At 73.1% G+C, this 25,057-nt stretch carries 18 protein-coding genes and 3 pseudogenes; 10 read left to right on the forward strand and 11 right to left on the reverse strand.

Annotation, left to right across the window (positions count from 1 at the left end):
• Window positions 1–123: 123 nt before the first annotated feature.
• A complete protein-coding gene (locus AB0P06_RS21055) occupies window positions 124–264 on the reverse strand; it encodes a hypothetical protein (RefSeq protein ID WP_363609423.1) in 141 nt (46 codons plus the stop codon).
• Window positions 265–288: 24 nt separating this feature from the next.
• On the opposite strand from AB0P06_RS21055, the pseudogene AB0P06_RS21060 reads away from it, so the two are divergent.
• The 5 genes and pseudogenes from AB0P06_RS21060 to AB0P06_RS21080 form a co-directional block, all read left to right on the forward strand.
• Window positions 289–489: pseudogene (locus AB0P06_RS21060) on the forward strand (DciA family protein); the annotation flags it as partial.
• A gap of 143 nt (window positions 490–632) precedes the next feature.
• Window positions 633–902 carry a hypothetical protein gene (locus AB0P06_RS21065; RefSeq protein ID WP_363609504.1) on the forward strand — a complete coding sequence of 90 codons (270 nt, stop codon included), beginning with the start codon at window positions 633–635 and terminating at the stop codon, window positions 900–902.
• Window positions 903–963: 61 nt separating this feature from the next.
• The gene (locus AB0P06_RS21070; protein ID WP_363609425.1) at window positions 964–2,106 is read left to right on the forward strand and encodes a Fic family protein; all 1,143 of its coding nucleotides are present in this window, start codon (window positions 964–966) and stop codon (window positions 2,104–2,106) included.
• 244 nt (window positions 2,107–2,350) lie between these two features.
• Entirely contained in the window at window positions 2,351–2,728 is a 378-nt protein-coding gene (locus tag AB0P06_RS21075) for a hypothetical protein (protein ID WP_363609427.1), read from the forward strand.
• A 10-nt stretch (window positions 2,729–2,738) separates the two neighbouring features.
• A pseudogene (locus AB0P06_RS21080) lies at window positions 2,739–3,002 on the forward strand (transposase); the annotation flags it as partial.
• Between the two features lie 128 nt (window positions 3,003–3,130).
• On the opposite strand, the pseudogene AB0P06_RS21085 reads toward AB0P06_RS21080, so the two are convergent.
• A pseudogene (locus AB0P06_RS21085) lies at window positions 3,131–4,444 on the reverse strand (family 1 glycosylhydrolase).
• A gap of 447 nt (window positions 4,445–4,891) precedes the next feature.
• Entirely contained in the window at window positions 4,892–5,743 is an 852-nt protein-coding gene (locus AB0P06_RS21090; RefSeq protein WP_363609429.1) for a hypothetical protein, read from the reverse strand.
• Between the two features lie 533 nt (window positions 5,744–6,276).
• On the opposite strand from AB0P06_RS21090, the gene AB0P06_RS21095 reads away from it, so the two are divergent.
• On the forward strand, window positions 6,277–6,747 hold the full coding sequence (locus AB0P06_RS21095; RefSeq protein ID WP_363609431.1) for a class F sortase: 471 nt from the start codon (window positions 6,277–6,279) through the stop codon (window positions 6,745–6,747).
• Between the two features lie 8 nt (window positions 6,748–6,755).
• Here the strand turns inward: AB0P06_RS21095 and AB0P06_RS21100 are convergent, their stop codons facing one another.
• A complete protein-coding gene (locus AB0P06_RS21100; RefSeq protein WP_363609433.1) occupies window positions 6,756–7,847 on the reverse strand; it encodes a helix-turn-helix domain-containing protein in 1,092 nt (363 codons plus the stop codon).
• 244 nt (window positions 7,848–8,091) lie between these two features.
• On the opposite strand from AB0P06_RS21100, the gene AB0P06_RS21105 reads away from it, so the two are divergent.
• The 4 genes from AB0P06_RS21105 (at window position 8,092) to AB0P06_RS21120 (ending at window position 12,508) form a co-directional block, all read left to right on the forward strand.
• Window positions 8,092–8,826 carry a serine protease gene (locus AB0P06_RS21105; RefSeq protein WP_363609502.1) on the forward strand — a complete coding sequence of 245 codons (735 nt, stop codon included), beginning with the start codon at window positions 8,092–8,094 and terminating at the stop codon, window positions 8,824–8,826.
• Between the two features lie 48 nt (window positions 8,827–8,874).
• Window positions 8,875–9,882 (forward strand): helix-turn-helix domain-containing protein, encoded by a 1,008-nt coding sequence (locus AB0P06_RS21110; RefSeq protein WP_363609435.1) that lies wholly within the window; start codon window positions 8,875–8,877, stop codon window positions 9,880–9,882.
• Entirely contained in the window at window positions 9,879–10,430 is a 552-nt protein-coding gene (locus tag AB0P06_RS21115) for a GNAT family protein (RefSeq protein ID WP_363609437.1), read from the forward strand. Before AB0P06_RS21110 ends, AB0P06_RS21115 begins: the two co-directional genes overlap by 4 nt.
• Window positions 10,431–10,684: 254 nt before the next feature.
• Window positions 10,685–12,508: a stealth conserved region 3 domain-containing protein gene (locus AB0P06_RS21120; protein WP_363609439.1), complete on the forward strand. Its 1,824-nt coding sequence runs from the start codon at window positions 10,685–10,687 to the stop codon at window positions 12,506–12,508.
• A 175-nt stretch (window positions 12,509–12,683) separates the two neighbouring features.
• On the opposite strand, the gene AB0P06_RS21125 is transcribed toward AB0P06_RS21120, so the two are convergent.
• The 7 genes from AB0P06_RS21125 to AB0P06_RS21155 all read right to left on the reverse strand — a co-directional run bounded on the left by AB0P06_RS21125 (window position 12,684) and on the right by AB0P06_RS21155 (window position 25,052).
• A complete protein-coding gene (locus tag AB0P06_RS21125; RefSeq protein WP_363609441.1) occupies window positions 12,684–13,460 on the reverse strand; it encodes a thioesterase domain-containing protein in 777 nt (258 codons plus the stop codon).
• Between the two features lie 147 nt (window positions 13,461–13,607).
• Window positions 13,608–14,843, reverse strand: a complete 1,236-nt coding sequence (locus tag AB0P06_RS21130) for a cytochrome P450 (RefSeq protein WP_363609443.1) — start codon at window positions 14,841–14,843, stop codon at window positions 13,608–13,610.
• Window positions 14,840–16,744, reverse strand: a complete 1,905-nt coding sequence (locus AB0P06_RS21135) for a non-ribosomal peptide synthetase (RefSeq protein ID WP_363609445.1) — start codon at window positions 16,742–16,744, stop codon at window positions 14,840–14,842. The genes AB0P06_RS21130 and AB0P06_RS21135 overlap by 4 nt, the downstream gene beginning before the upstream one ends.
• A complete protein-coding gene (locus AB0P06_RS21140) occupies window positions 16,741–17,481 on the reverse strand; it encodes a hypothetical protein (protein WP_363609447.1) in 741 nt (246 codons plus the stop codon). Before AB0P06_RS21140 ends, AB0P06_RS21135 begins: the two co-directional genes overlap by 4 nt.
• A 34-nt stretch (window positions 17,482–17,515) precedes the next feature.
• Window positions 17,516–17,932 (reverse strand): nuclear transport factor 2 family protein, encoded by a 417-nt coding sequence (locus AB0P06_RS21145; protein ID WP_363609449.1) that lies wholly within the window; start codon window positions 17,930–17,932, stop codon window positions 17,516–17,518.
• Complete coding sequence (locus tag AB0P06_RS21150; protein WP_363609451.1) at window positions 17,932–21,105, reverse strand: amino acid adenylation domain-containing protein; 3,174 nt, start codon at window positions 21,103–21,105, stop codon at window positions 17,932–17,934. Before AB0P06_RS21150 ends, AB0P06_RS21145 begins: the two co-directional genes overlap by 1 nt.
• The gene (locus AB0P06_RS21155) at window positions 21,102–25,052 is read right to left on the reverse strand and encodes an amino acid adenylation domain-containing protein (protein ID WP_363609453.1); all 3,951 of its coding nucleotides are present in this window, start codon (window positions 25,050–25,052) and stop codon (window positions 21,102–21,104) included. Before AB0P06_RS21155 ends, AB0P06_RS21150 begins: the two co-directional genes overlap by 4 nt.
• Window positions 25,053–25,057: the final 5 nt, after the last annotated feature.

Raw genomic sequence — 25,057 nt, forward strand, 5'->3', positions numbered from 1 at the left:
AGCTCTCACTGTAGGCGACGGCGCCGCCGCGCGGGGAGGTTCGGGCGGCGGAGCGGACCGGCCGGGGCCGGAGTCACGGTCCGGCGGGGGCCGGCGCAGGTCGCGCGGCGGGCCGGACGGTGCTCAGCGGGCCGTCTCCCCGAACGCCCGCTGGAGCCGCTGGACCCCCTTGTCCACCCGGGCCGGGCTGTCCACCGCCGCGTAGCGTCTACTCCCGACCGGCGCGCACGGTGCGGCGGAGCGCGGGTCCTGGGTGCCCCGCACCCGGTGAAGGCCCTCCCTGGCCCTGTGCGGACGGCGGGCCTGCCCCAGGCGGAGGCGACCTCCACGGGCGCCGAGGCCGCCCTGCACTGGTTCCCGGCCGGGTTCAACGCCGACACCCGCACCCTGCGCATCACCTGCGACTCCCCGGCCTGGGCCACCAAGCTCCGCCTGGAACAGCGCCAGCTCCTGACCAAGCTCAACGCGGCGCGGCCCGACACCGTCCGCGCCATCGACATCCGCGTCGGCCAGGCCACCCCCGCCCCGACACCGAGCCGGTCGCCCCCGTCCGGCCGACGACGGACCCGGCCCCCGCGCCGACCGCGCCGCCGCCTGCCGACAGCGTGGCCTACCAGCAGCTCCGCCAACAGATGTGTGAGCAGACCCAGGCCCGCCGGGCCACGCTCGACGAAGAAGCCGCAGCCCGGGAGGAGATCCTGCGCCGGCACTGCAACCGCCTGCGCGAGCCCGAACGGGATCACCGCCCGCCCATCCAGGACGAGCAGGCCCTGGCCGAAGCCGCCCGCGCCCGCGAGCTCCTCGCCCGCCACCACGCCGCCGTCGCCGTCGTCCGCGGCCACACTGTCCCGCTGCGCACCGCCCGCCAGTCGCAGCCGGCCCTCACCCGCGGTGCCGCGTGACGAGGACCGCGGCTCGGCAGCCTGGATTGATTGAATGATAGGAGCTGGGTATCATTGATTCATGCTGTATCAGATGCCCCGCCTCGAGTCCGTCGACCATCAGGTCCTGGAGCAGATCAACTCCATGCGCGACCAGCTGCGGTACGCGGTTCAGCAGGCCCCCATGAAATGGACCCTCGACCTGCGCAAGGCCCTCACGGCCAGTGCCATCGCGGCCTCGAACACCATCGAGGGCTATCAGGTCGACGCGAGGGATGTCGCCGACCTGATGGATGGCGAGCACGAGGTCGAGGCCAGCGACGAGAACAAGACGGAGACCCTGGCCTACCAGCAGGCCATGACCTACATCCAGTCCCTCAACGATGCCGCTGACTTCCGCTACAGCAAGGAACTGCTCAACGCCCTGCACTGGATGCTCCAGGGCCACCACCACCCGCTCAAGACCGCCGGGCAGTGGCGCAGGACGGCCATTCGGATCACGGCCCCCGGCGACGACCTGGCCACGGACTACGAGGGACCGGACCACGAGCTGCTGCCCGGTCTGATGAGTGAGCTTGTCGACTGGCTCAACGATGACGACCTCGAAAGCCACGTCCTCGTGCGGGCCGCGATGGCGCACCTCAACCTGGTGAAGATCCACCCCTGGTCGGACGGCAACGGCCGGATGTCCCGCTCTCTGCAAACCCTCCTGATCGCCCGGGGCGGAGTCCTCGCCCCCGAGTTCTCCTCGATCGAGGAGTGGCTGGGGATGCCCGGCAACACCTGGGACTACTACAAGGTGCTGCGCGAGGTCGGCGGTCCGGTCTGGTCACCCCAGCGGGACGCACTGCCGTGGATCAAGTTCAATCTCCTCGCCTACCACCAGCAGACGCAGCGGGTCCAGCGCCGCGTCGACCGGTCCAATGACTGCTGGACACAGCTCATCGAGGTAGCCGGCAGCTACGGGATCACCGAGCGCCAGACGACCGCTCTGCACGAAGTGGCGATGGTGGGGCGGGTGCGCCGCTCGCGCTACGAGAAAGCCGAAGCGATCAACACCCAACAGGCGACGAGGGACCTGCAGGCCCTGACCAAGGCGGAACTTCTGACAGCGGTCGGGCAGACGAAGGGCCGTCACTACGTTGCCGGGCCCCGCTTTCCGCGGAAGGTCCTGGAAACCGCGCAACGGCACCACACCATCGTCAACCCGTATACCGCCGTATAGCAGGCGGTTCGCGATTGGTACGGAGGCCGGCCACCGGCTTGCTGGAGATCAACCCGAGCGTTCGTCTGCCGGTCCACGCCCCCGCCGGCACTCTGTTCCGTCGGCTTCACCAGTGCCTTGGTGGGACTTGCGCCGTTTCCCCGGTGCCCGGCACGGCGTGGTGGCACGATGAAACAGCCATGGTCAGGCCCGAGTTTGGGGGTTGTCGTTTCCGGGTGACAAGCGGCGGATTCAGACGGCGGTGTTGGGCAGCGCGGCATCGGAGGTGCCGCTGATCCTGCCGTTGGAGGCGATCGAGCTGGATGCCTTCCGCCAGGAGCACAGCGAGGACACCTTCTGGTGCGGGTTGCTGCTCGGCGGCCGCGGCGACCAGCTGACGACGAAGCTCTACACCGACCGGGTCTGCCACTTCGCGCACTTCCCCGACCCGACCGGCCAGCACGTGTGCGAGCGCCGTGCCCGGGACGTGGCCAGCGCCGACCACCTCTACGTCAAGTCCGCAGCCATCGCCTGGCTCCTCGACCAGGACCACCAGGGCGCCGTCAACCTGCGCGAGCCGCTCGGCTCCGTCGTCGACATCGCCTGGGAACACGGAACCCGCGGGCTGCGCCTGATCAGGTAGATCATGTCGCGTGACGCGAGTGCAACTGACGGATGAGGAATGGGAGTTCATCGAGCCGTACCTGCCGATCGGCGAGTACGGCCCGTACCCGGAGCGACTGCGGCAGCAGTTCGGGGGCGTGATCTGGCGGTTCAGGACCGGAGGGCAGTGGCGGGAGATGCCGGCGGAGTTCGGCGCGTGGTCAACCGTCTCCGATCGCTTCCGGCAATGGCGTGACGCGGGCGTCTTCGAAGCCCTGCTGGAGGGCGCGATCGCGGAGGCCGCGAGGCGGGGCGAGCGCCCGATCAACAAGTTGAAGGCCTGGCGGGGCATCGCCACCCGCTACGACAGGACGTCCGCCGGCTACCTCGCCGGCCTCCACCTTCGCGGCGCGATGATCTGGATCCAAAGACCTCAACAGCATCACCCCTTGATCGCGACCAAATACGCTCCTTGGGGCGGGCGGTAACTCAGGGTTAAGGCCTCGCTATGATGACAGCCTGTTCGACGGGCCTGGGCCCACTCGAAGTTGTCCAGCAGGGACCACAGGTAGTAGCCGCGGACATCGGCGCCCGCGGCGAGGGCCCGGGAGACCGCGCCCAGGTGCTGGGTCGAGGTAGCGGATGCGCCGGGGGTCGTCGACCGAGCCGTCGGGGGCGACGGTGTCCTCGAAGGCCGCCCCGTTCTCGGTGACCAGCAGGGGCAGGCCGTGGCGTCGGTGCAGGGAGACCGGCGAGTCGGACAGTCCGGTGGCGTCGATGGGCCAGCCCATCGCGGTGACGTCGTCGTTGGCGCGGTGGAAGCCGACGCCCTCGCAGCCGGGCCAGGGGCTGTGCGGGCCGTCGCCGTGGCCGTCCCCGCGGGGGCGCCGCACGCCCGGGACGGCGGCGGACACCACCGTCGGCGTGTAGTAGTTGAGGCCGAGCAGGTCGACCGGCTGGGCGATGTCGGCGAGGTCCCCGGCGCGGACGAGGGCGGCCCAGTCGATCAGGTGGCCGGTGTCGGCCAGCAGGTCGTCGGGGTACCCGCCGTCGAGCATCGGCCCGGTGAAGACCCGGTTGCCGACGGCGTCGACCCGGCGGGCCGCCTCCGTGTCGTCGGAGCCGGCGGTGAGCGGGCGGACGGCGTGCAGGTTGAGCGAGACGGCGACCTCCGCGGTGGCCGGCAGCGCCGCGCGCAGGGCCCGCACCGCTCGGCCGTGGCCCAGGTTGAGGTGGTGCGCGGCGCGGAGGGCGTCGGCGGGGCCGGTGCGTCCGGGGGCGTGGGCCCCCGATCCGTAGCCGAGGAAGGCGCTGCACCAGGGTTCGTTGAGGGTGATCCAGGTGGGGACCCGGTCGCCGAGCGCCCCGGCGGCCAGGGCGGCGTAGTCGGCGAAGTGGTTCGCCGTGTCCCGGTCGGGCCGGCCGCCGGCGTCCTCCAGCTCCTGGGGGAAGTCCCAGTGGTACAGCGTGGCGGCCGGAGTGATGCCGTGCTCCAGGAGCTCGTCGGTCAGCGCCCGGTAGGAGTCGAGGCCCCGGGGGTTCGCCGGGCCGCGGCCGGTGGGCTGGACACGGGGCCAGGAGAGGGAGAACCGGTAGGAGGTGAGGCCGAGGCGGGCCATCAGCCGGACGTCCTCGCGGAAGCGGTGGAAGTGGTCGACGGCGGTGTCGCCGGTGTCGCCGTTCGCGGTCCGTCCGGGGGTGCTGAAGGCGTCCCAGATGGAGGGGTACGGCCGGCCTCGGCGACCGCGCCCTCGATCTGGTAGGCGGCGGTGGCGGCGCCCCAGCGGAAACCCCGGGGGAACGCGGCAGCGGGGTGGCCGGGGGAGGCGGTGGCGGGGACGGCCCGGGGTGCGGTGTCGGTCACGGTCGGGTGCTCCTCGGTGGGCTCGGTCACCTGAAGAGGTGAGGTGATGCCGGCTTCGACGGCGCCGGTGGTGATGCCGCCGACACCATGCATGCCCAGGACGGCGCGGGCCAGCAGCGGAAGAGCACCGATGCGGGGGCCGAGAACGCGTCCGCACCGGGCCGCCGCCACCCGAATGCCCCCCTCCCGGGCCCCGCGCTTTACCACGTCCGGGCCCGCGAGCCGGGCGCGGCACGCGGGATCTGTCACCTGGACGGCAGATCCCCGCGGTCCTACCGGGTGCACCCCAGTGGCGGTCACCGCGTTATCGACTGACGGTGAATAAGCATTCACTGCGAGCTAGCGAACTGGCGCCCGGTCGGTTCCGCGCGGTGGCACTGAAAGGAACACACGCTCATGCGTTCTGTACGCACCGTTGTTATCGGCGCGGCGCTCGCCGCGTCCTTCATCCTGGCCGCGCCCGGCGCCGCGTTCGCCGATGACGGCCACCGGTCCGACGGCAGGGGCAATTTTTCCTCCGAGAAGGGCGGCGGCCGTGGCGAGGAGGGCCGCGGCGAGGGCCGTGGTGACGAGGGTCGCGGCGGTGAGGGCCGCGGTGACGAGGGTCGCGGCGGTGAGGGCCGTGGCGACGAGGGCCGCGGCGAGGGCCGCGGTGACGAGGGTCGCGGCGGTGAGGGCCGTGGCGACGAGGGCCGCGGCGAGGGCCGTGGTGACGAGGGTCGCGGCGGTGAGGGCCGTGGTGACGAGGGCCGTGGCGGTGAGGGCCGTGGTGACGAGGGTCGCGGCGGTGAGGGCCGTGGTGACGAGGGTCGCGGCGGTGAGGGCCGTGGTGACGAGGGTCGCGGCGGTGAGGGCCGTGGTGAGGGCGGTCGTCACGAGGGCGGTCGGGGCGGTGAGGGCCGTGGTGAGGGTGGCCGTCACGAGGGCCGGGGCGAGGGCGGTCGTCACGAGGGTGGCCGTGGGGGCGAGCGCGGTGAGCGTCCCCGTGGCGGGGTTCACGCGGGTGGCGGGTTCATGGCTTCCTTCGTGACCGCGGACCAGGGCCGGGAGGAGGGCCGTGGTGACGAGAAGGGCCGGGGCGAGGAAGGTCGCGGCGAGGGTGGCCGTGGTGAGAGTGGCCGTGGTGAGGGCGGCCGTGGCGAGGAGGGCCGGGGCGGCGAGCGCGGTGAGCGTCCGCACGGCGGTGTCCACGCGGGTGGCGGCTTCCTCGCCTCGCCCGGTTCCGACCTGCTGGGCGGCACCGCCCTGCTGCTGGGCGGAGCCGGCTTCAGCGCGTTCGCCCTGCGTCGTCGCGCGGCGAACCGCAGCGCGATCTGACCTGACCCCGCTCGGCGCTGCCGGTGCGGTCACCGTCCGCAGCGGCGACCGCACCGGCAGGCGCCGGGCCTCCGTACGATGACCGGCTTCCATGGAAGGGCATACACCCCATGAGGTCCCGTTCCGCACCACCGGACGCCAACCCCTGCCGGCGGGCACCCCGGAGCTTCGGCAGACGCTGGCTCCTCGGTCCTGGCATCGGAATGTTCGCTCTCGGCCTCTCCATGATCTATGGGGCCAACGACATCTCCCCCCGCGCCGCGTCCCTACCACCGGCCCCGGCCCCGGCCGTCGTCTCGTCGCTGGCGGTCACCACCGCTCCGGCTCCGGAACCCAGCCCCCCGGCGGCCTCTTCTCCGGCCTCTTCCCCGGCGGTCTCTTCCCCGGAGGTCTCTCCTGGGGAGACCGTGACGGCGCTGCCGTACTCGCCGCCGACCCGCCTCAGCATCCCCGCCATCGGCGTGGACGCACCGTTCGGTGAACTCACCCTGGACGCCTCGGGTGCGCTCACCGCCCCGCCGCCGGAGGAGGAGAACCTTGTCGGCTGGTACCGCGACGGTGCCGCGCCGGGCGAGAACGGCACCGCCGTGGTCGTCGGCCACGTCGACACCACGACCGGACCGGCGGTGTTCCTGCTGCTCCGCAAGCTCGCACCGGGAAGCAACGTCGACGTCACCCGCGCGGACGGCGTGGTCGCGACGTTCTCCGTAGACGCCGTCCGTCGCTACTCCAAGGACCAGTTTCCCGACCAGGACGTGTACGGGGACAGCCCTGACGCCCAGCTGCGGCTGATCACCTGCGGGGGGACCTACGACAAGGCCCGCAACGACTACACGGACAACGTGGTCGCCTTCGCGCACCTCGTCTCCTCCAAGTAGCGGCCCTGCTACCGGGCCCCGTCGGCGATGGAGTCACGGACGGACCGTGACGTCGCCGTCGGGGCCGTCGGGGTGTCCTGGACCGGTTGCCGGCCGTCCGCCCAGGTCAGAGTGGAGACCAGGGACCGGAACGCGGTGCGGTAGGTGCGGGGGCTGGTGCCCGTGTGGTGCTGGAAGTGGTGGCGCAGGTTGGCGGGGGTGCCCAGCCCGGTGCGGGCGGCGATGCGCTCCACCGGCTCGTCTCCGCGTTCCAGCAGACGCTGCGCCAGCTGGATGCGGGCGCGCAGGAGGTACTGGAGCGGGGTGAGCCCGGTCTCGGCCCGGAACCGCCGGGTCAGGCCGCGGACGGTGAGTCCCGCGTGGTCGGCGATGTCGTTCAGGGTCAGCGGGCGGTCGAGGTGGGCCTCCATCCACCGGGTGGTGGGCCCGAGGCCGCTTCCGGGCCGGGTGACCGCGTGGTACGCCGCGTCCGCCCGGGCGGCAGGGGCCGCGGCTTCCCCGGCGTCGGCGGGGCCGGCGGGCAGGTGGAGCTGCAGGAAGATCTGCCGCTCGGTCTCGACGGCGACCGGGTTGCCGTGATCCAGGGTGATCAGCCGCAGGCAGAGATCGAGACCGCCGAGCACCCCCGCCGCGCTGTAGTACGGATCCGCGTCCACGACCGAACCCTCCGGGTCGACCTCGACCAGGGGGTGGCGCCGCGCCAGCTCGGCGGCGTGCCGGCGGCTGGTGGTGGCCCGTCGGCCGTCCAGGAGACCGGTGGCGGCGAGGGTGAACGTCCCGGTGCCGATCGCGCCGATCCGGCTGCCCCGGTCCGCGGCGGCCCGCAGCGCGTCGACGACCTCGGCGGGCGGTTCGTCGCGGAACCCGTCGTGCCCGGGCAGCAGGACGGTGTCGGCGCCCTCCAGCCCCTCCAGGCCCCAGGGTGTGTCGATCCGGAACGGGGCCGGGGAGCCGGTCGCCCGAAGGCCGGGGGCGGTGCAGTACCGCAGCTCGTAGGCGACGTGGGGGTGGTGGCGCACGGCGGTGCCGAAGGAGAGCCCCGGACCGGTGAGCTGATGGCCCGGCACGCCGTCGAGCGCGAGGACAGCGATCACTGACATGTCCAGAATTTAGCCGAGGGTGACATCGGGACCGCTTTTTCCGGCCGGGCCGGCTGCGGAGGATGGGTCGTACGCGGAGCCGGAGCGAGGGGACGCCCGGCAGCCGGCTTCGTCCTTTCCGTTTCAGGTATTTCCGTTTCATCCGAACGAAGGGTTTTCCGTGTTCAAGCCCAGCTCTCTGCCGCGCCGTGCCGCGCGCGTCGCCGCCGTCGCCCTGGCCGCCGGGACGGTGTGCGCCACCGCCATGACCGGCAGCGCCGGAGCCATCGTCAAGGGGCAGGACTCCACCGAGCGTTACCCGTTCATGGTGTCGATCCCGCTGAGCGCCCCGGACATCCACGTGTACGACGCCCCGTGCGGCGGAACGCTGATCGACCCGCAGTGGGTGCTGACGGCGGCCCACTGCGTCGACCCCGATCTGGTGAAGCTGGACGGGACCGTCCGCGTCGGCTCCGCGCAGCGCAAGTCCGGGGGCACCGTCCGCGCCATCGACCGGACGGTGATCCACCCCGGCTACCGGCTGGGCAGCCCCAACCAGAACGACCTCGCGCTCGTTCGGCTGGCCCGCCCGGTCGCGGAGAAGCCGATCAGGATCGCCGGGGAGCCGGGGCGGCCCGGCACCCCGACCCGGCTGCTCGGGTTCGGCACCGTCCTCGACACGACCGATCTCACGAAGGCGGAGTTCCCGGACCGGCTCCAGGAGCTGGACACCCGCAGGGGGGCCGACGACGAGTGCTCTCCCGGGCGTGCGGGAGCGACCAGGCTCTGCACGGTCAGCCGGACGCCGGGCAGCATGGCCTGCTTCGGGGACTCCGGCGGCCCGCAGATCCAGCAGGGCAGGGGTGGCCGCTGGGAGCTGATCGGGACCACCTCGGGTGACGGGGACACCGACCCGGCCTGCTCCACCGGCCCCGGCCTCTACACCAACGTTCCCGCCTACGCGAGCTGGATCTGGAAGACGGTCCACCAGCACGGCTGACGCGGGCCGGAATGTGGTCCGGGCCCGGCTCTCGGTTAGGTTCCAGGCATGTCGGTGATCGCCGTTCTCGTACTCGACGGGGTGCCCGGACACCACCTCACCACCCCGGGGCTGGTGTTCGGTGCGGCGGCCCGCGACCGCCCGGGCGTCGCCTACGAGGTGCGGCTCTGCGCCGGTCCCGGGCTCACCGGGGTGGGGTTGCCGGCCCCGCTGCGGATCACCGTCCCCTGGGGGCTGGAGGGTCTCGCCGACGCGGACATCGTGCTGGTGCCCGGTCACGACGGCTACCACGGCGAGCCCGCGGCGGCGGTGCTCACCGCACTGCGGGCCGCCGCCGCGCGGGGGAGCCGGATCGGGGCGGTGGGGACGGGTGTGTTCACCCTGGCGGCCACCGGCCTGCTCGACGCCCGGCGCGCCACCACCGGCTGGCGCCACACCGGGGAACTGGCCCGGCGCCACCCCCGGATCGAGGTCGACCCGGTCGGTTCGGCCGTGGCCGACGGCCCCTTCCTGACCTCGGCCGGGATCTTCGGCGGCATGGACGTCTGCCTGCGCCTGCTGGCCCAGGACCACGGGGAGCGGACCGCCGGTGAGACGTCCCGGGAACTCCTCACCCCACTGCTGTCGTACGCGGACCGTGTCCAGGAGGACATCGACCGGGAGATCGCGGACAGCGTCGGCATCGAGCCGACCCTGCGGTGGCTGGAGACCCGTCTGCACCTCCCGCTGACCCCCGCGGACATCGCCGCGCACGCCGGGATCAGCGTCAGCAGCCTCGTCCGCCGCTTCCGCGCGCACGCCGGCGTCAGCCCGCCGCAGTACCTGCTGCGACGGCGGCTGGAGCGGGCGTGTGAGCTGCTGGAGGGCACCGACGAACCGGTGGAGCGGGTGGCGGCCCTCGCCGGGTTCACGTCCCCGGCGAGCCTGCGGCAGCACTTCTCCCGGCTGACGGGCACCACGCCCCGGTCCTACCGCTCCCGGCGCAGGGCGGCCCGCGCGGCGGCGGACGGTCCGGTCGGGGCCGGGCCGGGGCCGGATGTGAGGATCGGGGGATGAACCACATCATCAGGGCCGTGCGGCACGAGGACTGGAGCAGGGTCAAGGCGATCAGGCTGGAAGCACTGCGGGACCCGCTCGCGCATCTCGCCTTCCTCGAAACCCACGAGCAGGCCGCGGCGAAGCCCGACGCCTTCTGGCAGGAGCGCGCCGCCGGAGCCGCCGAGGGGAGGACGGCCCGGCAGTTCGTCGCCGAGTCGGCGGACGGGCGCTGGCTCGGCACGGTCTCGGTGCTCGTCGAGCGGGCGGGCGTCGAGACGTTCTTCGACGATGTCCCGGAGCAGGCGCAGACCCACTTCGTGGGGGTGTTCGTCCAGCCGGAGGCGCGCGGTACCGGCCTCGCGGAGGAGCTTTTCCGGGCCGCGCTCGCGTGGTCGTGGTCACTCCCCGAGCCACGGATCGAACGCGTCCGGCTCTTCGTGCACGAGGACAACCCCCGCGCGGAGGCGCTGTACGCCAAGGTCGGTTTCCGGCGCACGGGCTTCTCGGTGCCCGCCGCCGCGGACCCGGCGCGCCGGGACAACGAGCTCGTCCTGCTTCGCGGTTGAGAAAAGCGGCTTGCCTGGTCCCGGGCGGGGCGGGCGCGGTCGTCCTTCGGTGACCGCGCCCGCTCGCGCCTGGCGGCGGCGCACCGGTGGGAGACGGAGGGGGCGCCGTCGCGCTCAGCCGGTGCCGGGAATTCTCCCAGGGTTCACCCAGCGGGGTGTGGCACGCTCTTACGGTTCGCGCTCTTACGGTCCGATTTCTTTTACCCGTGCCCGGGCCGTTGCGGTGGTTTGCCCCCCCCGGGAGTCTTCGTTCCGTGTCCATTCGTCACGCCGTTCCCCATTCCGTGCGACGCCCGCTCGCCGCGCTGGCCCGCCGATGGGCTGTAGCGCGTCCCGAGACGGGCACCGCGGCCGAGCCCGAGCAGCCCGAGCAGCCCGAGCCGGGGACCGGTCCGGACGGACCGGCGGTGGACGGACGGCGGATACGGGAGGACGAGCTGCTCGCCGGTCTTCCCGGGACGGTTCGGCACGGCGACCACCTGGCGGTGGTGCGGGAGGGGCTCATGCCGGCCGCGTGCCGGGACGGGAACCTCGCCGACGTCGCCGATGTGCTGGAGGCGGCGGGCATCGCCTACGGGGTGGTGCCCGACCCGCTGCCGCGCCACCGCCTGGCGATCGCCCCCGGCGACCGGGCGGCCGTGCTGGAGGCGGTGTCCGCCGCCTTCGGCGGACAGGCCGTCTATGCCGATCTCCTCGAACACGGCCGGACCCTCGCCACCGCCCTGGCCGAGCAGCTCGTCGAGACGGTCGCGGCCGTCGAAGGCCCCGAAGCCGTTGAGGTCGCTGAAGCCGTCGAGGCCGTCGAGGCCCCCGGGTCCGAGCCCCCGGCCGAGCCGGACCCGGCCGGCCCGCCGCCGGACCGGGTCAAGGGCATCCGCGTCTACCGGCCCGCCGTGGTCGGCGACCTCCTGTACGGGGCGCAGGAGGGCTGCGACGTCGAGTTCTGGGACTCGGCCGCGCCGTCCCCGGGTGCGATCGCCTCGATCGACCAGACCTCCTTCGGATGGTGGCTGCCGTCGCTGGCCGCCACCGCCACCACCAGCGTCTCCGGCCGCGACTACCCGCTGGTCGACGCGTTCGCCACCGTGTTCCCCGACGATGTCGACTTTCCCGTCGACGCCGTCATCACCTGGGTCGACGGCGACGACCCGGACTGGCGCCGGCGCCGGGACGCGACCCGCGGGGACCACCCCGGCCGGTCGCGGGGCCTGGCCGACGACACCGAGCAGCGCTACCGGAGCCGCGACGAACTGCGCTACTGCCTGCGCTCGATAGCGGCGTACGCCCCGTGGATCCGCCAGGTCTTCCTCGTCACCGACGACCAGGTCCCCGCCTGGCTGGACGCCACCGGGCCGGGCCTGACCGTCGTCTCGCACCGTGAGCTGTTCGCCGGAACGGGCGCCGGGCCGGTGTTCAACTCCCGCGCCATCGAGAGCCGCCTGCACCTCGTCCCCGGCCTCGCCGAGCACTTCCTCTACCTCAACGACGACATGTTCCTCGCCCGCCCGCTCGCCCCGCAGCAGTTCTTCCTCGGCAACGGCCTGCCGCTCTGCTTCCCCGACAGCCGGGTGATACCGCCCGGACGGAGTCTGCCCGACGGCGGCGATCTCAGCGACACCGTCTACGCCAGCGCGCAGCACAACACCCGTGCCGTGCTGACCGAGGCCACCGGCCGTACCTACCCCCGCACGCTCAAGCACGTCCCGTACCCGCTGCGGCGCAGCGTCCTGGCGGAGGCCGGCGAACGCTTCGCCGCCGAGCTCGCGGCGACCGTCACCTCGCCCTTCCGCTCGGCCGCCGACCTCGCGCCGGTCACCCTGGGCACCTACTACGCCCACGCCACCGGCCGCGCGGTGGAGGGGCAGCTGGTCGACGGCTACTTCGTCACCGACAGCACCGAGGACCTCGCCCGCCTGCCCGAGCTGCACGGCCACCGGTGGGCCGATGTGCTGTGCCTGGCCGACGGCGTGCGCGACAACGTGCCCGCCGACGAGCAGGACCGGGCCGTCACCGCCTTCCTCCGGGCGTACTTCCCCGCCCCCTCGCCGTTCGAGCACCCCGGGGCCGGACCGGCGTAGCGGCCCCGCGGCACCCGAGGCCCGGCCCGCCGCTTCATGGGCTGCCGCGCTTCGAGCACCTCTTCGACGGAGGGAAAGGTGTAGCCGTCAGATATCCGGGCCTGGCGAAGACCGGCGGACCCTCCGGCGAGGAGGTGCGCCGGAAGGTCCGCCGCCGACCGGACCGAGGTCGTGCTCAGCCGGGCTGTGCGGAGTCGGGGGTGCGGGAGCCGGCGGACGCCAGATCCGCGACCAGGAGGGCCAGCAGTTCCCCCGGCGCCTCGATGAAGCGGTAGTGGCCTCCGTCCAGGAGCTCGAAGGCCGTTTGGCCGCAGGCCGACCAGCCGGCCATGAGCGACGGGGGAATGCCCGTGTCCCCGGTCCACCCGATGGCGGTGACGGGGCACGGCAGCCGAACCGGCTCGGCCACGTGATACCGCTTGTTCATGTCGACGTCGTTGCGCAGCACGCCGAGGTAGAGCTCCAGCAGGCTCGGCTCCAGGGTGCCGCCCAACTCCGCGACGAGCTGGCGCAGTTCGGCGGCCAGCTCGTCGTCGGTCAGGTCGAGGAAGCGGCCGTAGGGGCCGTCCTGCGGCGCCACCTCGGCGGAGACGAACACCCGGGCCGGGGCGGGGCAGCCCCGCTGGACAAGCCGTACGGCCGTCTCGTACGCGGCCAGCGCGGAGCCGCAGTGCCCGAACAGCGCGTAGGGGCGGTCCAGGTAGGGCCGCAGCGCTTCGCCGAGGTCGTCGGCCATCGCCTCGTAGGTGGAGTAGGCGGGCTCGCGCATCCGGTTCTCCCGGCCGGGCAGTTGCACGGGGCAGATCTCGACGCCGTCGACCGTCGACGGCCAGTGGCGGTACATGCTCGCTCCGCACCCGGAGTAGGGCAGGCAGAACAGTCTCGCCGGTGCCACCGGTGAGGGCTCGCGCAGGAACCACTTGTTGCGGGTACGGGCCGTTGGGGCGTCCACTGATGACCTTCCGTGAGGGGGGCTTCTTCCCGGTGCTCGCTGTGCCGGTGTCGACAGCGGTGAGCCGATAGCGGTGAGCCGATAGCGGTGAGCCGGCAGCGGTGGAGCCGGCCGGGGTTGGGGCGGCCGGGGTTGGGGCGGCGGCGCCTACCGGGCTCGCGCGGTGATCGGCAGGTGGGTGAAGCCGGCGATGATGTTCGACCGCATGCGCCGGGGCGTCCCGGCGAGTTCGAAACCGGTGAACCGGCCGAGCAGTTCGGTGAACAGGATCCGCAAGGTCACCCGTGCCACGGTGTGGCCGATGCAGTAGTGCGCGCCCACACCGAACGCGATGTGCTTGTTGGGCCGGCGCCGGATGTCGAAGGTGTCCGGGTCGGCGAACACGGTCTCGTCGCGGTTGGCCGACGCCAGCCACACGACGACCGCGTCCCCCGCCGGGATCGGCACCCCCCGGACCTCGACGTCGCGGGTGGTGTGGCGCATGAAGTGCTGGGTGGGCGAGGCCCATCGCAGTGCTTCCTCCACGCCGCCGTTGAGCAGCTCCGGGTGGGCCGCCCAGTCGTCGAGGACCGCCGTCCCGGCCAGCTCCGCCATCGCCGCGTTCGGTGGCTGGGCCGTGGTGACGGCCGCGCCGAGCAGCAGGCTGTAGCAGTTGGACACGATCTCGCCCGGCGACAGCCGCCGTCCGTCCAGCTCCATGGTCAGCAGCACGCTGATCAGATCGTCACCCGGCGAGCGCCGGCGCCGGGTGACGACGTCCTGGAAGTAGGCGAACAGCTCACGGTGGGCGGTCACAAGGGTGGCCTGTGGTCCGGCGGCGAGCTGGAACTCGGGGTCGTCCGCGGCGATGCACGCGTGGGTGAGCCGGACCAGGCGCGGCCAGTCCTGCTCCGGCAGCGCCATCATCGTGCCGATCACCGCCATCGGCATGGCGGCCATCGCGGCGGCGAAGTCGAACGGCCCGCCGTCGGCCAACGGCCGGAGCAGCTCGACGACGACGGCGCGGACGGCCTCCCGGTCGTTCTCCACCGTCCTGATCGACAGCGCCTGTTGCAGCGGGCCGCGCAGACGCGAGTGCTGCGGCGGGTCGGTCACCGCCATCTGCCTGCCGCCGGCGGGGTCACCCTTGCCGAGGAGGTTGAGCAGGGTGCCCTGTTCGGAGGTGAACGCCTCGTGGTCGCGGAGTACCCGGTTGGCCTCGGCGTATCCGACGACCGACCAGTAGCCGAGGTCGCCGGCCGCCTGCCGGCTCACCGGAGCGTCGCGGCGCAGCCGTCGCCACAACTCGTGGGCCCCGCCCCTGTGGTAGAGGCCGGGGTCGATCAGATCGACCTGCTGTGGTGCGGAGACCGGGCATCGCGTGGTCGGGGGAACCGCCGTCATCGGGACCGCTCCTCCCGCGTCGTCGTACCCGGCGTCGTATCCGGCGTCTCCATCCGGGCGACGAGGGCCGTCGCCAGCTCCGCGACGGTCGGCGACAGGTACAGGGTCTGCGCGGGGATGTCCACGCCGAACTCGCGCTGGACGGCGACCAGGAGGTCGGTGGCCAGCAGCGAGTGCCCGCCGAGGTCGAAGAAGTCGTCGTCGACCCCGACCGGCTCGACGCCGAGGAGGTCGCCCCACAGCTCGACCAGCCGCAGCTGCACCGGGGTGAGGGGTGCGACGAACTCGTTGGCCACGTTGCGCGGCACCCGGGTGGCGGTGGGCAGGGCCTGGCGGTCGATCTTGCCGTTGCGGTTCACCGGCAGCTCGGGACGGACCAGGATGGCCCAGGGAATCAGATATCCCGGCAGTCTGCCCCGCAGTTCGTGGCGGAGCCGCCGGCCGAGGTCGGCCGAACCCGGCAGCTGCGGATCGGTGGGCACGACGTACCCCAGCAGCCTGGTGCCACCCGCCGGGTCGGCCTGCGGCAGCACGACCGCGTGCCGCACCTGGGCGAGCCGCTCCAGCTCGACCTCGACGGTGCGCGGTTCGGCGCGGTAGCCCTGGACCTTGACCTGGTCGTCCGCGCGTCCGACGAACTCCAGCGTGCCGTCCGGCAGCCAGCGCACAAGGTCGCCGGTCCGGTACATCCTGGCCCCGGGCTCCGTTCCGAACGGATCGGGCAGGAACCGTTCGGCCGTCGCGGCCGGGCGGCCCAGGTAGCCGCGGGCCAGGCCCGCCCCGGCCGCGTACAGCTCGCCGCACTCGCCGGCGGGCACGGGTTCGAGGTCGCCGTCGAGCACGGCGACCCTGGTGCCGCTGACCGGGCGGCCGATCGGCACGCTCCGCAGCGCCGCGAGGGTACTGCTGGTCCAGCAGGTCGTGTACGTGGTGTTCTCGGTCGGTCCGTAGCCGTTGGTGAAGAGCAGGTCCGGGTACCTGGCCAGCAACCGCTGGACATGGCTCGGCGAGGCCACGTCACCCCCGGTGAGGACGTGACGCACACCGGCGAACGCCTCCGGGTGGGAGCTCACCATCTGGTGGAAGAAGCCGGTGGTCAGCAGAAGCACCGTCACGCGCTCGGCGCGGACGACGCGCGCCACGTGCTCCAGCGTGATCGCGACCGGGGGGAAGAGGACCAGCCGGCAGCCGTTGACCAGGGGAGCCCAGATCTCCAGCGTGGACGCGTCGAACGCGACCGGCGCGATGTGGAAGAAGACGTCGCCGGAACGGATCTCCATCCAGTCCGCGCCCCGGACGAGCCGGTCGATCGCCCGATGGGGCACGCCGACGCCCTTGGGCTCGCCGGTGGAGCCCGAGGTGTAGCTGAGGTAGGCGAGCCGGTCCGGGCTGTCCGGGCCGTCCGGGCTTTCCGGGAGGGCCGGGGCCGGGGCCGTCGGCTCGGCGGCCGGCCGTTCCGGCGCGGGGCCTTCCACCACCGCGACGACCCCGGCGGGTATCCGGTCCCGCAGCGCCTCTTCGGCGATCACCAGGCCCGCGTCGGCGTCCTTGAGCAGCAGCTCGTGGCGGCCGGGCGGGTCGTCCGGTTCGAGTCCGAGGTACGCCCCGCCCGCGATGAGGACGGCGAGCAGGGCCACGATCAGCTCCGGTGACCGTCGCACCAGCACGCCGACGACGTCCTCCGGCGCCAGGCCGGCCGCTCGCAGCCGCCCGGCGAGCCGGTTGGCACGGTCGTTGAGCTGCCGATAGGTCAGGGTCTGTCCGTCGCAGGTGACCGCGGGCGCGTGCGGAGCCCGCTCCGCCTGCTCGGCGACCAGCTCATGAATGGTCCGGGCGTCGAACGGCGGCCGTCCGCTGCCGATGAACCCGGGAGTGCCGGAGGTGAAGACCGTCCTGGTCAACTGCTTCCCACTTTCCTGTCCTGAGGTGTCCCCGTCGGGGCCGAACGCACCCAGGTCGCGACGGCGCGGCCGAGCTCCGTCCCGTCGCGACGGAAGAGTGCGGTGGTGCAGGTGAGGACCCTGCCGTCGCCGGGTACGCCGCGGCCGACCACGACGACGGCCTCACCGACACGGGGAAGGGCCGAGACGCGGGCCGTCATCCGGCCGAGCACCAGCGGGCCGCGGAGCGGGTCGAGCGTCCAGCCTCCCGGGCAGTCCAGCACGGCCCACACCGATTCCTCGGTGACGGCGCCGGTCCCGTCCCCGTCGGCGGCGTCCGGTGTCCAGACGCACGCGACCCGGTTCCCCGGGCCGGGCACCGGGCCCGGTGCCAGCCGCGGACCGTCCCGGTGGTCGGGACCGCAGACGAAGCAGGTGGGGAAGGGGTGGGAACGGTGCCCCTCGTAGCGGCGCATGGCGTGCTCCGCGACGGCCGGCGGGACGAAATCCACCGGGCCCGCGACGGCTGCCCGGGGTGACGCGGTCGCGATGAGCTCCTCGCCGTGCCAGACATGGACCCGCTTGCCGCTCCGGGCCGTCCGGAGGCCGGTGTCCAGCGGTGGCGGGGCGTGCAGCTGGACGACGAGATCGCCGCCGGTCGCCAGCATCCGGCGGGCCCGCGCCGCGACGAGACCGCACGCGTAGCCGCCGTGGGCACTGTCGGGTGGGCCGTTGTAGCGGCGGTCGATACGGATCACCTGGTTCGCGGTGCCACCGGGGGCGTCCACCGGCTCAGACCGCCGGGACGTGGAAGAAGGTGTCCCGTGCCGCGATGCGGCCCTGCGGCGTCATCCGGAAGAAGTCCGCGAACCGCAGCTCGACCTCGCCGCCGTCGTGCAGTACGCCGCGGAACAGGCCGTGCACCGCTATCTCGTCATCGGTCGCGACCACGGTGGCCAGGGTGTGCGCGCCGGTACGGATCACCCGCTGGTCGAGGTAGAAGCGCTCCAGTTCGGCATGCCCGACCATGGGCCGGTACCCGGGCCGGTGGTAGCGCGCGTCCGGGGTGAACAGGGCGACCAGCGCGGGCACGTCTCCGGCGTCGACGAGCTGGTAGTAGCGGCGGACCTGGGACACCCCCAGCGCCTGGGGCGGTGGTGTCGCCTGGGCCGCCGGGGTTCCGTCGGGGTGGGGGAGGGTGTGGACCATTACGAGGTGCTTCCTGTGATCGCTGTCGGAGCGGTGGTTCGCGGGGCGAGATCCGGTACCGCCGCGGCGTCCGGGGCGCCGTCGAGCGCTTCGACCAGCCGGGCCGGCGTGGGTGCCTGGAACAGGGCGCCCAGGGCGAGTTCACGGCCGAACCGCACCCGCACCCGGTTGATCAGCCGGGTGGCGAGCAGGGAATTGCCGCCCAGCGTGAAGAAACCGTCGTCGACGCCCACCGGGGAGAGACCGAGCACCTCGGCGAAGAGCGCGCACATCGCCTGCTCCGCCGGGTTTCCCGGCCCTCGCCCGGACGGTGCCGGTGCGAGGTCCACGGCGGGCAGCGCGGCCCGGTCGATCTTCCCCCTGGGGGTCAGGGGGAGGGCGTCGAGCGTGACGATCACCGAGGGCACCATGTAGTCGGGCAGGAGCGCGGCGGCGTGCTCCCGCAACGAGGCCGGGTCCAGCCCCGAGCCCCCGGCCGGGACGACGTAGCCGATCAGGCGCTTGTCGTCCGAACCGCTGGTGCCGGTGACCACGGTCGCCTGGGCGACCCCGGGATGCCCGGCGAGCACGGCCTCGATCTCGCCCGGCTCGATGCGGAAACCATGGAGTTTGACCTGCTCGTCCGCCCGGCCGAGGAACTCCAGTTCGCCATCGGGGTTCCAGCGGACCACGTCGCCCGTGCGGTACATCCGCCCGCCCGGTTCGCCGAACGGGCACGGCACGAACTGGCCGGCCGTCAGGCGGGGGTTGTTCAGGTACCCGCGCGCCACACCGGCACCGGCGACGTACAGCACACCGGCCACCCCCGGTGGCACCGGCGACAGCGCCTCGTCCAGGACGTACACACGCCTGTTGTCCACCGGCCGGCCGATGGGCACGACGTCGGGCACGGCCCGACCGGGGCGGAGCACCCTGCGGGTGGTGAACGTGGTGGCCTCGGTCGGGCCGTATCCGGCGACCACCACGGAGTCCGGACAGTGCTCCAGCACCCGCCGAACCGCGTCGGCCGGCACGATGTCACCGCCGGTCCACACCTGGCCGACCCGGGCCAGGGCGCCGGGGGACTCCTCGGCGAACACCCGGAACAGCCCGGCCGTCAGCCACAGCGCGCTGACCCGGTGATCGGCGATGAGCCGGTGGAGGGCCGAGAGCGCCAGTTCGCCGGGCGGGGCCACGACCACCTGGCCCCCGTTGAGCAGCGGCACCCACCACTCGAAGGTCGAGGCGTCGAAGGCGTGCGGGGAATGCGCGAGCACCCGGGGGCCGCTCCCGCCCCGCCAGGACCGTTGCGAGGTCAGGCTGACGACATTGCGGTGGCTCAGGGCCACGCCCTTCGGTGTGCCCGTGGACCCCGAGGTGTACAGGACGCACACCAGGTGGTCCGGGCGCAGCGGTACGACGGGGTCGGTGGCCGGCTCTCCGGCGAGGCCGGGGTCGGCGTCGACGACGACACCCGGTGTGCCGCGGGTCAGCTCGTGGTCCTGGGTGGCTCGATGGGTGAGCAGCACCGCCGCCCCGGTCCCGGCCATGACGTGCCGCAGGCGGGCCACCGGGGACCGGGCGTCCAGCGGTACGTAGGCGCCGCCGGCCTTGCTGATCGCCAGGACCGCCACCACCACGTCGGCGGAGCGTTCCATGAGCACGGCCACCGTGCTGTCGCAGCGGACCCCCATCGAGACCAGCCGGTGGGCCAGTCGGTTGGCCCGGGCGTTCAACTCGGCGTAGGTCAGGGTGGTTTCCCCGGACACCACGGCGGGCGCACCGGGGGTGCGCGCGACCTCGGCGGCGAAGGCCAGCGGCACCGTCGGGTGCGGCAGCGGACGCGTGGTGCGGTTGCCCGCCACGACCGTCCGGTGCCGTTCCTCGGCGGTGAGGATGTCCGGCCGGCCGACCGGCTGGTCCGGATCGGCGGTGACCGAGTCCAGGAAACGCAGGAACCGCCGCTGGTGGGCGGTGAGTTCGGCCTCGGAGTAGAGCGCGGGGTTCGCGTCGAGGTCGAACCGGGGCTCGGTGCCGTCGGACCGGTCGTAGACGGAGAACGAAAGATCCTCGACCGGCCCGTTGGACAGGTTGTGCGCGGTGGCCCGTACGCCCGCGAAGTCCAGGTGGTAGTAGAAGGACATGATGTTGGCGACGGGGCCGAACAGGACCCGCTCCGACCGCGCCGGGTCCAGCTCCCTGCGCAGGTCCTCGCTGCGGTGGCGCTGGTGCGGGCGCAGGGCGCCGATCTCCTCGGTCGCCTGTCGGACGAGCGCGGACAGGCCCTGGTCCGGGCGCACGCGCAGCCGCAGCGGTACCACGTTCGCCACCATGCCGGGGACGGCCGGCGCGGAGGATCCCGTACGCCCGGTCACCGGCATGCTGAGCACGACGTCCCGTTCGCCGCTGAGGCGGTGGAGGTACGCGGCGACCGTCGCGATGAAGGCGGTGGGCCAGCTCGCTCCGGCGGGTCGTGCGGCCCGCCGCAACGCGGCCACGGTGGGCGCGGAGAGGCTGCCGGTACGACGCAGGAAGCCGTCCGAGACCGGCGCCGACCGGCTGGCGAGGCTGACCGGGTCCGGTCGGCCGGCCAGCCGGGCCGCCCAGAACTCCCGGTCCAGTCGGGGCTGTTCCGACGAGTGGTAGGCCGCGTCGTGCGCCAGCAGCAGGCTCAGCGGTCCGAAGGCCGGTCCTGCGCCGGCCCTGCCCTCGACCAGCCTGGTGTAGGTCCTGGCGACGCGGCGCGCGATGAGCGACATGCTGAAGCCGTCGACCACGATGTGGTGGACGCGCTGGTACCAGAGGAAGCGGTCCGGCGCGATCCTGAACAGGGCCTGGCGGAACAGCGGGTCGCGGGTGAGCCCGACCGGGGTGGCCAGGTCGGTGCGCATCCACCGCTCGGCCGCCCGCAGCGGATCGGGTGCCGAGGTGAGGTCGGCCCGGTGCAGCGACCAGTCGGGCGACGGGGTGACGACCTGCCGGGGGCCCTGGGCGCCGTCGGTGAAGCGGACGCGCAGCGACTCGGTCTCGTCCACCACGCGCCGCAGCGCCGCCTCGAACAGCTCCGCGTCGACCGGCCCGGGGATGTCCAGGTACTCGCCGGTGTTGTAGGCGGGGCTGCCGGGGCGCAGATGGTGGGCGTACCAGATGCCGGACTGCGCCGACGACAACGGCAGCTCGTGTCCGTGGCTCATCCGAGTTCCTCCAGGATCGCCGAGAGCGCGCCGGCGAAGGACGCGACGTGCGGTGGCGACAGCATGTCGTGGTGGTTGCCGGGCACCTCGACCACGCTCAGCGCCCCCTGGGTGTGTTCCTGCCAGAGCGCGGGAACCACCACCGGGCTGCCGAGCGTGGGGTGGGTCTCGGCGCTCGTGAACAGGTGGATCGCCGTACGCAGCCGCGCCGTTGAGCGGTAGCGGCCGGCGGCTTCGCCGTTGGCGGTGAAGACCCGCACCATGCGCCGCAGTTGCTCGGTCCGCACCCGCGCGGGAAGCAGCTCGCGGACGTGTGCGTCGTGGAGCAGCAGCGCGATGGCGTCCCGCTCGTCGAGGTCGTCCCGTTCGTCGACGGCGTGGGCCGGCGGCCCGGAGGCGATCGTGAACCGGGTGGCCTCGCTCGTGTCACGGTCGCCGGACGGGCCCATGGAGCCGGGCGCTCCGACGTCGATGATCCCGAGGAACCCCGGTGGGTGCCCCTGCTCCTCCAGCAGACGGGCCATCTCGAAGGCGACCAGCCCGCCGAAGGACCAGCCGGCCAACAGGTACGGGCCGTCGGGCAGCACGGCCCGCAGCTCCCGCAGGTAGCGCTCGGCCTGCTCCTCGACGGTGGCCGGCGGCTGTTCGTCGGTGTTGTAGCCGACGGCCTCCAGGCCGTAGACGGGCCGCCCGGCCGTGAGGTGTCCGGCCGTGAGGTGTTCGGCCAGGTGCAGGAAGGAGCACACGTCACCGCTCTGCGGATGCACCAGGATCAGCGGCGCCCCGCGTCGGTCTCCTTCGACCAGCGGAACCACGAGCCGCCGCAGCGCCGCCGACGCGGTGGGCAGTTCCGCGCACAGGCCCTCGACGGTGGGATGACGGAACACCGTGTTCAGCGGCACGGTGACGCCCCACTCCCGCCGGATCGCCTCGACGAGCTCGACCGCCCTGAGCGAATGTCCGCCGAGCTCGAAGAAGTTGTCCCGCACGCCGACCCGCGGGGTGCTCAGCACCCGCCCCCAGATCCTGGTCATCAGCAGTTCCAGCCGGTCCCGCGGCGGCAGCACGCCCTCCTCGGGACCGCGGCGGGCGGGCGCGGGCAGGGCCGCGCGATCCACCTTTCCGTTGGTGGTCAACGGGATCCGGTCGAGGACGGTCAGCGTCGCGGGCACCATGAACTCCGGCAGGGTCTCGCGCAGCGAGCGCCGCAGGGCCGCCGGGTCGCCGGGCCGGTCCTGCCACACCACGTAGCCGGCCAGTTCGGCGTCGGTCCCGCTGCCCCGTACCGTCACCGCCGCCCTGGCGACACCGGGCCGCGCGCACAACGCGGCCTCGATCTCGCCCAGCTCGATGCGGTATCCCCGGATCTTCACCTGTTCGTCGGTCCGGCCGAGGAAGACGAGGTTGCCGTCCGGCAGATACCGGGCCAGGTCACCGGTCCGGTACAGCCGTCCGCCGTCGCCGCCGAACGGATCGGGGACGAACCGCTCGGCGGTCAGTCCCGGCCGGTTGGCGTACCCCCGGGTGACGCCGACCCCGCCGATGTGGATCTCACCCGGCACGCCGACGGGCACCGGGGCCCCGGCCCGGTCCAGCAGGTAGATCCGGAGGTTGCCGAGCGGGCGGCCGATGGGCACCGACCCGCCCGGCCGGCCCAGATCCCGTTCGGCGTCCACCCGCCGGGTGATACAGCCGACGGACGCCTCGGTGGGGCCGTAGCCGTTCCACAGCGTGGGAACCACGTCGAGCAGCCGCCGGGCGAGCCGTGGCTGGAGCGGCTCACCCACACAGATCGCCTGGAAGCGGCTGCCGCCCTTCCAGCCGCTGTCCAGCAGCAGCAGCCAGGTGGCCGGTGTGGCCATGAGCGTGGTGACGCCGAACTCGCGCATCATCTCCGTGAGGCGCGGCCCGTCGACCGCGACCTCCGACGGGGCGATCACCACGCTCGCGCCCCAGGCCAGGGGCATGAGCACCTGGGGAACGATGACGTCGAAGGAGATCGAGGCCACCGAGGCGACGACATCGGCCCCGCTGAGGTCCAGTTGCCGGCCGCGGACCACCAGGTAGTTGACCACGCCCTCGTGCGGGACCAGCACGGCCTTGGGGCGGCCGGTCGAACCGGAGGTGTAGATCGAGTACGCGAGGCCGGCCGGCGTCGCCAGTGCCGGCAGCCGGTCCTCGGGCAGGGCCGCGATGAGCCGTGCCTCGGCGTCCATCCAGACGGTCGCGGCGCTGTTCCGCGGGAGCCGGTCGCTCAGGGACCGCTGGGTGAGCAGCAGCGGCACCTCGGCGTCGGCGAGCATGAACGACATGCGTCGGGCCGGGAGATCCGGGTCCAGCGGCAGGTAGGCGGCGCCGGACTTGAGGACCGCCAGCAGGGCCACGACCAGGTCCGCCGAGCGCGGCAGGCAGACGCCGACCAGGCGTTCCGGGCCCGCGCCCCTGGCCCGTAGATGGCGGGCCAACTGGTTGGCCCGACGGTCGAGTTCCCGGTAGGTCAGGCGGTGGGCGCCACAGCGGACCGCCACCGCGTCGGGGGTCAGCCGGGCCCGCTCCTCGACCAGCTCGTGCACACAGAGGTCCGAGGGGAAGGGCTCGTCGGTGGCGTTGGCCGTCACCAGCAGCCCCTCGCGCTCGGCATCGGTGAGCAGGTCCAGGCGCGAGACGGGACGGCCGGGATCGCTCGACGCGCTGTCCAGCAGCCGCAGGTAGTGGCCGACCAGACGCTCCACGGTCGCGCGGTCGAAGAGATCGGTGTCGAAGGCCACGGTGCCGGTCGTCCCGGTCGGCCGGTCGGCCACCACCAGGCTGAGATCGACCTTGGCCGTGCCGTTGTCGACGTCGATCTGTTCGGCCTCCGCCCCCGCCAGCCGCAGGGCGGCGGCCGGGTCGGACAGGCCCGCGAACATCACCTGGAACAGCGGATTGCGGTCAAGGCCGCGCTCCGGCCGCAGCTCCTGCACCAGCCGTTCGAACGGCACGTCCTGGTGCGCGTAGGCGTCCACGGCGGTCCGGCGGACCCGGTCGAGCAGATCGGAGAAGCCGGGGTCGTCCGCGAGGTCGGTGCGGATGACCAGGGTGTTGATGAACGAGCCCACCAGCGGATCGAGTTCAGGCCTGGTCCGGCCCGCGACCGGTGTGCCGACCGCCACGTCGGACTGTCCGCTGCAGCGGGCGAGCAGGGCCTGGAACGCGGCGAGGAGCGTCATGAACATCGTCGCGCCGTGCCGCCGGCCCACCCGTCGCAACCGCTCGGCCAGCTCTTCGGGCACCGTGAAGGTGATCCGCTCGCCCCGGCCCGAGCGGACCGGCCCGCGGGGCCGGTCGGTGGGCAGGTCCAGCGGCGAAAGGCCGGTCAACTGTGTTTTCCAGTAGTCCAGTTGGCTTCGCAGGCGGTCACCGGAGAGCCGGTTCCGCTGCCAGTGGGCGAAATCCGCGTACTGGATCGGCAGGGGCGGCAGCTCGTGCTCCCGGCCTTCCAGCCGGCTCCGGTACATCGTGGACAGGTCGTCCCACAGCAGCGGCATCGACCAGCCGTCGACCGCGATGTGGTGGACCACCACCACCAGGACGTGGTCGTTCTCGTCCATCCGCAGCAGCGAGGCGCGCAGCAGCGGGGCGGCGGTCAGGTCGAACGGGCGCAGGATCTCGGTGTGAACGAGATCGAGGGCCCGCCGCGTCCGGAGTTCCGCGGGCTCGGACCGCAGGTCCGTGACGGGCAGTTCGATCGGCCGGACCGGCGAGACCGAGGGCCGGGGGCGCCCGTCCTGCTCGGGAAAGACGGTGCGCAGGACTTCGTGCCGCCGCACCAGATCGGTGAGGCCGTGGCCGAGGGCGGCCACGTCCAGCGGGCCGCGCAGCCGGAAGACCTCGTGGACGTTGTACAGCGCGGGGCCGTCGGACAGCCGCTCGACCAGCCACATGCGTTCCTGGGTGAACGACGCCACCTGGG

The organism is Kitasatospora sp. NPDC088351 (assembly GCF_040685575.1).
Classification (GTDB): domain Bacteria; phylum Actinomycetota; class Actinomycetes; order Streptomycetales; family Streptomycetaceae; genus Kitasatospora.